General features: G+C 60.8%; 8 protein-coding genes. 3 read left to right on the top strand and 5 right to left on the bottom strand.

Annotated elements, in window-relative coordinates; genetic code table 11:
* Positions 1–142: 142 nt before the first annotated feature.
* The 5 genes from NF876_RS31420 to NF876_RS31440 all read right to left on the bottom strand — a co-directional run bounded on the left by NF876_RS31420 (position 143) and on the right by NF876_RS31440 (position 5,213).
* Entirely contained in the window at positions 143–649 is a 507-nt protein-coding gene (locus NF876_RS31420) for a sigma-70 family RNA polymerase sigma factor (RefSeq protein WP_262272126.1), read from the bottom strand.
* A gap of 331 nt (positions 650–980) precedes the next feature.
* Positions 981–1,580 carry a sigma-70 family RNA polymerase sigma factor gene (locus NF876_RS31425; protein WP_262272127.1) on the bottom strand — a complete coding sequence of 200 codons (600 nt, stop codon included), beginning with the start codon at positions 1,578–1,580 and terminating at the stop codon, positions 981–983.
* Positions 1,581–1,992: 412 nt separating this feature from the next.
* A complete protein-coding gene (locus tag NF876_RS31430) occupies positions 1,993–2,178 on the bottom strand; it encodes a CsbD family protein (RefSeq protein WP_262272128.1) in 186 nt (61 codons plus the stop codon).
* Between the two features lie 92 nt (positions 2,179–2,270).
* Positions 2,271–3,935, bottom strand: coding sequence for a helix-turn-helix transcriptional regulator (locus tag NF876_RS31435; RefSeq protein ID WP_262272129.1), 1,665 nt, complete (start codon positions 3,933–3,935; stop codon positions 2,271–2,273).
* 282 nt (positions 3,936–4,217) lie between these two features.
* Positions 4,218–5,213: a phasin family protein gene (locus tag NF876_RS31440; RefSeq protein WP_262272130.1), complete on the bottom strand. Its 996-nt coding sequence runs from the start codon at positions 5,211–5,213 to the stop codon at positions 4,218–4,220.
* 919 nt (positions 5,214–6,132) lie between these two features.
* Between NF876_RS31440 and NF876_RS31445 the strand changes: the two genes are divergently transcribed.
* From NF876_RS31445 to NF876_RS31455, 3 genes are all read left to right on the top strand, one after another.
* Positions 6,133–6,486, top strand: coding sequence for a PRC-barrel domain-containing protein (locus NF876_RS31445; protein ID WP_262272131.1), 354 nt, complete (start codon positions 6,133–6,135; stop codon positions 6,484–6,486).
* 855 nt (positions 6,487–7,341) lie between these two features.
* Entirely contained in the window at positions 7,342–7,659 is a 318-nt protein-coding gene (locus NF876_RS31450; protein WP_262272132.1) for a hypothetical protein, read from the top strand.
* Between the two features lie 193 nt (positions 7,660–7,852).
* A complete protein-coding gene (locus tag NF876_RS31455) occupies positions 7,853–8,500 on the top strand; it encodes a hypothetical protein (protein WP_262272133.1) in 648 nt (215 codons plus the stop codon).
* The last annotated feature ends 1,805 nt before the right edge of the window (positions 8,501–10,305 follow it).

The raw sequence follows: 10,305 nt of genomic DNA on the forward strand, positions 1-10,305 counted from the left end.
GACTGGCCTTGCTGCTACCTTCTGACCGGCTGATCTCATGGAGCTCGGGGGATTCAGCCCGTTAACCTGACGGTGCCCTCGTGCCTCTCCGATCTTTCCCACATGGTCTCGGCTGATGGACTGACGCTAACCCACTGCCGATCTAACAGCAGACGTTCCTGGTCTTGGCTGCCCCTCGGTGATGCTGCTCTCTCCGCTCCAGACCCATCAGCTCGGCCAGGCGGTTCCGGGCCCGGTTCACCCGGCTCTGGATCGTGCCAACCGCACAGCCTAGGGCTTGGGCGGCCGCTTCGTAGCTCATGCCCTCCACGCTCACGAGCAGGATCGCTTTGCGCTGTCTCTCTGGCAGCTTCGCCAGTGCGGCTGCGAGGTCCTTTACCATGATCCTGTCCTCGTGATCCGGGATGGAGATCAGCATCGCGGCATAGGATCCATCCGCATCCTCCACTTCGTGTTTGGTCCTGCGGTAGGCGGAGTAGAACAGATTGCGCAAGATCGCGAAGAGCCACGCCTGGAGGTTCGTGCCGGGCTCGAACAGTCCCTGCTTGCTGATGGCTCTGAGCACCGTCTCCTGCACGAGATCCTCCGCCTGATCGACACTCCGGGTGAGTGAGATTGCGAAAGAGCGGAGCGAAGGAAGACTCGTCACGATCCCTTCGATGAAGGCATCGCCCATCGGCATGGGATTAGGGCGGATAAGTCGAGGCCGCTGCCCGAGGTGTTTGTCGTCGGGTGACTTGTGATATGAAGCACGGAGTTGCTGAGCACCATTGCCCATTATGTCAGTCTTGAGGGCAGCCGAGACTGGCAGTTCCAAGAGGCGGGTAAGAGAGGCTCGGTCGAGCCGCATCGTTGGAGCAAGATCCGACGGTCTCATGATGGTTATTCCCCTGCCAAACCACGGCGTGTTCGGCGCTGAACCGCTCTCGCGACTCGGTGACAATCACTCGCTGCTGAAAGGTTTGTCGTGCCCGTGCCCGTTACACTGGCACCGCGTACATCCTCCACGTCGACTTCGGTGCGACGCTCGATAGGAGATGCGGCTCCGGTGATTTTCTCAACGTCCTTGAGCATCGCCATTTTCTCTTGCGCTTGGCACCCCCCCACAGTTCCGCGATGTGGGATCTGGCAAGGCCATCATCACCGGCGAGCCTCATGAACTCGGCCAGACAGTGTCGAGCGCGGTTGACCCGGCTCTTGACGGTTCCGACAGCACAGCCGAGAGCTTGCGCGGCTTCCTCGTAGGACAGCCCGTCTGCACCCGCGAGCAGGATCGCCTCACGCTGACCCTCTGGCAGCTTCTGGAGGGCTGCCTCGAGATCATGGATCATGATCCTGTCCTCCTGGTCCGGCAGGGCGATCATGCTTGCTGCAAAGGATCCGTCCGCCTCCTCGATCTCGCGCAATGACTTGCGATGGTCCGAATAGAACTGGTTGCGCAGGATGGTGAAGAGCCACGCCTGGAGGTTCGTGCCAGCCACGAACTGCTCCTGCTTGCTGATGGCGCGCAGCACGGTCTCCTGCACCAGGTCCTCGGCCTGAAGGGCATCCCGCGTCAGCGAGATTGCGAAAGCCCGCATCGACGTCATGCTGGTCAGAATTCCGTCAACGAATGCTTGGTCGACCACCTCAGTGCGGGCACGGATAACCTGTGCGACCCGACCAAGGAGCCGGGCGAGGCTAGGCGGCAGTTTGTCCTCGGCAGGCTCGCCATAGCAGGCTCGAAGGTGATGGCCGCGATGAGCTTGAACGCTGCTGTACAGGACAGCGCAGACCAACGGACCCATCTGCCGTAGAGGAGAGTGTCGTTCATGCTCTGGATCAGTCGTCAGCTTTGACAGCATCACCATGGTCACACTCCAGAGATTAGCGCGCACTGCTGCCTGTGCCCGCAGGCAGCCCGCGAGGTCTGGTCTTCATGATCTCGATGTCACCAAGTCCGAACGGTGTCAGCCGATCTGCGCCGCTTCTGCCGGTGAGAGCAGATCTTGGTCAACGTGGCTTGGTGGCGTCGCGCATCGTGTCCTTGATGCCGCCAACGGCATTCTGCGCCTTGCCAGCAATCTTCTCGGATGACCCTTCAGCCTGGATCTTGCTGTCGCCGGTGATCTTGCCGATGGCTTCCTTGACGGAGCCCTTTGTCTGCTTCGCGCTGCCTGCAACCCGATCCTTGTCCATGATCGCCTCTAGGGTAGGATGATGCGCCCGTGACAACCAGTCCGCTAACCGTGTTATCACAGGTCCTAACCCATTCAAATCATTAAAGTTCATCAATTCTTGAAGTGGTTTTTCCGTACTACCTGACCCGGTTTCCCTGCACCTCTTTTTGGCGCCTTCGGGAGCTTGGCCTCGACACCCTCAGCTCCGATGCCACGCTCCCGCGCCCAGACCACCAAGGCGCTGCGGCGGTTGACCCCGAGCTTCTGGTACAGGGACGCGACATGGTTCCGCACGGTGTTGCGGGCGAGCTTGAGCTCCGTCCCGATCTCAGAGTCGCTCTTGCCTTGGCAGACAAGGGTGAGCACCTCGCGCTCGCGCGGTGTCAGATCAGCCACACTGGCGGCGACTTGGGCTGGTGACTGCCCCGGCCGGGGCGGGTGGCGCAAGGCCGCGAGCTTCTCGACCACGCCGCGGCTGAACCAGGATGCGTCCGCCATCACCGCCTCAATGGCCTTGACGAGTTCCTCCTCCGAGCGCCGGCGGGCGGTGATGTCCTGGAACGAGCACAGGATGCACGTGCGATCCCCCAGCGTAATGGCCTCGGCCGAGACCAGACAATTGATCTCACTACCACCTTTGACCCGCAGAAGGGCTTCAAAGTCCCTGACGGATCCTGTCTTCGTGAGCTCGCCCTCGAAGCGGCGGCGCTCCTCGTCGTCGATCCAGAGACCGATATCCTCTGCGGAATAGCCGACCACGTCCTGCGCCCGGTAACCCAGCACTCGGGAGAAGGCCTCATTGATCTCAATGAGACGATGATCGTCGGCAGTGCTGATGGTCGTAGGCACAGGAGCCAGACAAAAGGCTTTGGCAAAGCGCTCCTCTGATCGACGCAACGCCGTCTCAGCCTTTCGGCGCGGCTCCAGGTCGGCAAAGGTGAACAGCATGCACGGCTCCTCGCCGACCTCGATCGGCTGACCAGCCGCCACCACCTGACGTCCGCCGGGATCGCTCGGCACCGTGAGACAGGCTTCCATCTGCGGGATGGTCTCGCCTGCCCGCAGCCGCTCAAGGGCGAGATTGCGGCGTTCGGCGCGTTCCAGCACGTCGATCTCGTAGACGGTTCGGCCGAGCACGTCCTCGCGCTTGTAGCCGGTGAGTTCCAGGAAGCCATCGTTGACTTTCACGAAGCGCAGATCGGTCAGGCGGCAGATGATGGCTGGTGCCGGATTGGCCGCGAAAGCCCGCTCGAAGCGATGCTCGGCTTCGATCTGCCCGCTGACATCGTGAACGATGAGCACGAGACAATCGGGATTACCCGCATGATCGGTAATGACGAGGCTGCGAATGCGGTGGGTTCGGTCCCGGTCTTGGTTGGAGGTATGGGCCACCACGACCACCATGTCCTCGAAGGCCTCGCCCGCGACAACACGGTCGATGGGGTAGTGACCCAGATGGAGGATGTCGCTGCAATGATGGCGCACGACGAAGTTCTTGCGGTACTCGTCGACGGTACGGCCGAGTTCGTCGAGGGTCTGGACCCCGTGCATCTCGAGCGCGGCCTCGTTGGCATAGGTTATGGTCTGGTCCGGCCCGATCAGGATGACACCCTCGGTCAGGCCGGCGATGATCTGCTCCAGTTGCGTGCGGTCTGGGGCTTGATCACTCAACCCGTTCTGCGCTGCCCGCTGGACCCGGTCAGCGGCATTGGTCGCACCTGCCTGCTTCGAGCGCCGGAGATCAACGGGACCTGTGCCTGCACCTGCCCTTGTCATGGGGTTGTCCGCTTTGCGCTTCCATGTCGTCAGGTTCAACGGAACTCAGCGCAGCGGGTTTCACGCAGCACAGTCGTGAGTTGTCGGAGTTGCTGGACACATGCTCGACGATCTTGGGATGCCGGAACGCGGATCCCTGAAAGCCCGACACAGTTCGAATCGCAGGTCGAGCCTATCCATGGGGATCTAACCGCATGAGGTGATAGAGCACCGACATGTTTGTGATGGCAGGGCTCCCGGCCCGAAAGCCGGGAGCTTGGCTGTCAAAGCCCAGTGTGAGGCTCAGGTCGCACGGTTGAATCGCTGAGCGGTTTTGTCAGCCTGCACGGTTACGGTTTTGGCGGCCTCGTCCGTCATCTGGAGCGTGAGCTCGGCCAAGCGTCGGCTGGTCTCCACCGTCTGCTCCACGTTGTCGCGCAGCAAGGAGCTCTGCACCTCAACGAAGTCGGTCATCGAGCGGCAGCGGGCCAGGGCCTGCAAGCCGTCGAGATTGCGTTGCAGGCGCTGCTGGCAGCGGGTGACGACTTCGCGCGACACCTCCTGGAGGCCACGGGCCAAGGCCGTGCCGGACTGGGCCACGGCCCTGAGGTTGTGCGCTGCCTCCTCCGTCAGGCCCTGGAGCTCACCCTCTGGGCGGCTGACCAGCGGCAGGGTCTGCCCCGTGGAGCGGCGGGCAAGCTCCGAGAAGGCGCTGAAGCTGTTGGAGACCGCCTCCTGCATAGCCTGAGCCATGGTCTGGGCGCTTTCGACCCCGGCCCGCAGGGTGTCGGCGACATCCTCAGTCACCCGCTGAACGGCTTCGCCCTGTTCCCGGCTGCGCCGCGCCTCGGTTCGCTTGAGATCGTCGATGGTGGCCATTTCATCCTCCACTGTCTCGGCGATGGCATTCGCTTCCTCATCGCTCAGCACCTTGAGCACCGCGGGAAGCAGTTCCTTTCGGTCGTCCCGGATGTGCTGCTGGAAGGCTCGTCTGAGCTCCGTTACCTGGCTGATGAACTCAGAACTGTTTTTCGGCATGCGCTCCAGTTCGCTGAGGAGCGTCGCCGTCTGCTGGTTGTCAGTAATGGCCTCGCGCACCAGCTCCTGCATCCTGTGCCGGGTCAGCACGGGAAACAGGTGCTCCTCCTGGAGGGCGGCGAGAAGCTCCAGTTCTTCCTTGAGCTCGGCCAGAAGGCGCTCGCGGGTCTTGACTGCATTGTCGGACGTGGCGAGCAGCCTCTCGAAGAGCTCGTTCGCTTTATCCGGTGGGGCTTGGCTGTATCGTCTGGTTGCTGTCATTGTCCCTCACTTGCTGTCGAATGGCAGCGCCTAAGCATCAGCTTGGCCCACGGGCTGTGACACGGTTATGTCGCTTGACGCAGAACGCATACGCATGACGCTGAAGTAATCGCGCAGTACCCGTGCTTGGCAGGGGTCTACTCGTCTGGCGTCCACCGGTGACTGATGTTCGAGGGCATTCGTCCCTAAGTTCGGCCGCGTGCAGCGACCCATTTTTAATTTTATTGATCCAGGTTAAGTGGCGACCACCCCGGAGGTTCCAAGCAATCCCGGCCCTCAATGCGGACAGGATCGCGCAGGCGATTGGGGTGCTAACGCCTCAAGTCGCGGCCACTCTGGACCTGAACCGCAAAGGGATGATGTGCAAGATCATAATGGTGAACCCGCCCAAGTTGCGATCTAGGCCAAGGAACGCTCTAGGGCAGTGGCTTTCATCCTTGAGTGGCGCTTCAGGAACAGTGGGTCGCCCGAGCCTCCGGTCAGCCGACCATCCGAACCATTGCCTGCGCGCTGGGTTGAATCAACAAGGCTGGGCAAGGGCTGATCCATTCTCAGGAGGAAATGTCTATGGTCGACACCTATCAGGCCGGTAGTTCGCCGAAAGGTATGGGAGCCGAACCCCGGTCAAACCATACAGGAGCTTCGAGCCAGCCAGCCTACCCAACGCATGATCTGGACACCCAGGGTGCGCACGACGGAATGCCCAAGACGAACTCCGCCGACGCCGGCGGGCTGATCTGTTCTTCGAGGACAGCATCGTGCTGCTCAGCATTCTTCTCGGCGGCGCAGTTGGGTACATGACAGCAACGACAGTGCGCAGAACAACCTGGAGCAGCCCTCCGACGCGTAGGTCTTAGCAGAGAGCTGACAGCAGCAGCCAATTCTTCGGCCGCAGGGCCGGTCACGCACCCAGCGCTCGGTGGAGAAGGATGAAACCACAGACCTGATTGCCTCCAACAAGGTCGACGGCACGGCGGTGTTCAACCGCCAGGGCGAAAAGCTCGGGGAAGTCTATAACTTCATGGTGGGCAAGCGCTCCGGCGAGGTGGCTTATGCGATCATGAGCTTTGGCGGCTTTCTTGGCATCGGTCAGACGTATCACCCGTTGCCGTGGAGCGCCCTGACCTATGACACGGGCAAAAAAGGCTACGTGATCGATGCCGACAAGGAGCGGCTGATGAGAGCCCCGAACTATGCCGCCGGGGAGGAGCCGTTCTCCCGGCCGGAATACGGGCAGCAGGTACGGGATTACTGGTCCTCGGGTCCGACCTGATCTGATCCTTGGAGAGGACGGGAAGTCCTGCCGCCCGCAGAAGCCGCAGGGCCTGCGGTCCCAGCGGATTTTGTTGCACGATGGTTGGCTTGGACCAGATGAGTGAGCTGGATCTGATCGCTGAGCTCCATCGTGTCGCAGCCGCATGCGAAAGGCTCAGCCAGGAGGTCGCGCATACCACGCACCGGCAGCGCTTCAGCAGCGACGCCCGAGAGGTCGCTCAAGCCTCTCGGGACGAGCAGTCACTCCTGGCTGAGTTGAACCGACTGATGGACCGTAGGCGCGCCGTCGAGGGTCATCTGATGAGGGTTCGAGGGCGGTTTCGGCCGCTGACGTAAAACGGGTAGGAAGTCTTAAGCGGCTGGGACCTGACCCTGAAATAAGGATGAACAGAATTGGCCCAATCACGAGATGTATCGGAATCTAAGCTTGGCAAACCTGCTCGAGCATTGCCTCTCACGTCCCGCAGCTCGCCGGTGCTCGACCTGAGGCGGCAAATTCACAGCCAGCAGTATGCCTCTGAGCGGTTAATCCGTCAGGGCTGCTTGGGCAGGGAACATGCGCAAACTCCCGAATACTCACGGCAAATGGCAGTGGTGAAGAGGTCACGATCGGCGCCTATTGTGACCCTCCTGTTCTGACCACGAAACTAATCCGCTCATTAGGTAGCGCCTAATCAACGCCGGGGTGCCAGTTCGGAGCCGAATGACAGAATGGGATGCGCTGGGCGACCTATGAGCGGTGGGTGGCTCGCTACGATGCCGCTGAGGAGATGCTTGATGCGCAACTTGCCATTGCGGCGGTGCGGTTGATGGGGCGACTCTAGAACTCTAGAGGGACCTTTGGGAGGTGGAGATGGCTCAGATAACCCTACAAGAGCGTGCTGAGAGCCTGCGTGGGACACTTGATATGTATATTGACCTGGTTGCAGGCGACAGGGCTGGGCCTTCCTGGCAACTGACAGACAAGGCTTTTGCCAGGATTGCTGCCGTCATTCGTGAAGCTGAGAATGATGCCTTGGAGAGAGCTGCAGAAGTATGTGAAGCCGTGCATCTTGGGGCCCGAACCCGCTATAGCGTCCTTCTCGGCCCGGACTATCTGGTGACGAGAAGTCTGCTGTCACGAGAGCTTGCCACGACCATACGGGCGCTGAAGCACAAGGGCGAAAGTTGATCCTGTCTGGCTGCTTGCAGGATATCAAGGAAAGTAGCGCTAAGCGGTCGAGAGACCGCTCAGCAACTAAGAACCTGGTCTGAACGTTGTTTTCCTGAGCGTAGCCATCTCGGCTGGGAAATCGCTACAAACCAGGCAGCTTGGCCTTAGGCTGGGTTGGGGACGTTCTTCCTGATTTCAGGAGGAAGGAGCCATGGTACGAGTTGTCCCGTTAGCTGTCGCTTGTGTTCTCGCCTTCTCTGCTGGAGCGGAGGGCGCGCCATCCCGGAAGCGCAACAATGCTGCCCAGGCCAAGGCGGCGCCTCAGCAAGCTGTGCAAGAACCGGATGAGTTCCGGTCATGCGACGTAGCCGTGCGGGAGTTTGTTCAAGGGCGTAAAGAAGCTGCAGCGCTTCCTGTCACCGAGGTCAAGGCTGACAGCTTGCGGATGACGTTGAACTTCGTCCATCCCTACGGCGAAAGCGGAGATACGCCGCCCAATCTCGCCTTCACACGGGGCGAGTCAATCGAAGAGCGTCGCAAGGCGTTGAACGAGGCCAAGCAGCGAGCGCGATTACTGGCCGAAGCGGCGAAGACTGGAAACGTCTGGTACGTTATCGCTGTGACGAAGGAGGGTAGCCCGGACGAGCCCCGTCGAAGTTCAACGAGTGCTCCAGCGAGCGAAAGCCAACAGCTTTCTGCCAACGCCGTGGTGATGGCAAGCATCGAGGGGCGATGCATAACGGTCTCGCAGTATGAGGTCGTCCCTCTCAACAGCCTCAGCCCGGATTTGCAACAGGCTCTTGGCCTACGAGGGCGGGAAGCCTCGCCCAATGCCACTCCCCCGCTGCCCCCGTCTTGAGCAGTCGGCGCGAGATTTAAGCGTTCGAAGCTGTAGCTGCCGCCGCTTGGACATTGATCCATCGCGTGAAGGCCCTTGGCTCATCATCAAGCCAAGGGCCCATCTCGCCTCAAGCAGGTCCGCTTACACAGGACGTTGAAGCGACTGAGCAAGCGGCGTGCTCATCCCCATCAGGTCCGCTTACACAGGACGTTGAAGCGACTGAGCAAGCGGCGTGCTCATCCCCATCGGTTTTCAACCTCTTCCGCCGCGTCCACCGCCGTTGCCGCCATTCCCGCCATTCCCGTTTCCACCCGCGTTGCCGCCCTTGTCGCCCGCATCGCTGCGGCCCTGGGTTCCACCGCCGAAGTCACCACCGTTCGGGCTCTCGCCAGCCCCACCGACGCTCCGGTCATTGCCGGGGTTGCCCCCTCCGCCAGCGTGGCTACCGCCATTGCCGTTGCCGCCTTTGTCGCCCGCGTCGCTCCGGCCTTGCGTGCCACCACCAAAGTCGCGGCCATTGGGGCTCTCGCCCGCATTGCCAACGCCTTTGTCATTGCCTGGATTGCCCGGACCACCAACGTTGCTGCTACCGCCTGCGGCAGAGCCACCAGAGCCTCTTGTGCTGCCGTTCCCACTGGTGCCGCTGTTGCCGGCAACAGAGCCGCTGCTTCCAGTGGTGCTGCCAGTTCCGACAGCGCTACCCGTCCCCATGCCCCCGACGGTGCCAGCCGCGCCACCGGCTCCAACGCCAGCAGCTGCGCCTGTACTGCCGATTCCACCGACAGAGCCACTGACTCCAGTGTTGCTGACTGCGCCTCCGTTGCTGACTGGACCAGCAGCTCCACGCACGCCGACATTGCCGGTCGCACCGACGCTGCTCGCGCCGCTGGCTGCAATGCCGGTCCCGGCTGTGCTCTGACTGCCAACGCTCCCGAGGGTTCCGCTCGTGCCTGCATTGCGGACCCCACTGGCTGTTCCGACGCTGCCCACCGCGCCATTCACCCTACGGGAACTGATGGAGCCGGTGCTCAGATCATCAGGCTCATTCTGCCGGTCCATTCGCTGGCGGAGCGCTTGGGGAGAGATGGCGCAGCGGCAAACTTCACTACCCTGGACAATATGCAAACGGCAGTTGCGATACATTGAAGGATTGGCGACAGCAGGCACACATTGTTGGCCTGTTCTGATAATTTGGGCAGAAGCTGTAACAGAGGAAGCCAAAAATAGGGCGACGCTGGACACAACAATAGCGTGCGAACGCTTCATAGCTCACCTACACTGATCTATGTTTAAGATGACACCGCGGGGTTGCAGTGTTGTTGTTAGAAATACGTTCAAACGTAGACTGCCGTTCCCTAATCCAGAGGAGAGTAATCCTTTATGGGTAGGCGGCAGTAATGTGCAGGCAACAATAATTGAGCGTATTTGCTCGCCCAACAGAGACTTATGCTTGCGTTAATCATAGCGCGAGAAAATACGCCGGTGACTGTAAATCAGTCATCGGGGCTTGTTCGATCGATTTGGCTAAGTCGACAGGTGAACACCGTCGCACTGTGAATCGCTTCGGCGGCCAAAGAGTTCCACTTGGGATTTGGGATAGCTCCCGTCTCTACCTCTCTTCGCGTAGATGCTCGAAACGCGTGAGGGCAGGGGGGCAAATGAAAGAGCCGCTTTAGCCACAATACCGTTGACTTAGCCGATCGTATTCACCTGAGCTTGTTGCAGTGACCTGATTTGCGACTTGGGCGTGCGGATCCGCTGCGTCTGTTTCATCGCGGCGAGGTCTGGAACAGGGGAACGCGTTGGCGGGAACAACATGGGGT

Source organism: Microvirga yunnanensis (genome assembly GCF_025460875.1).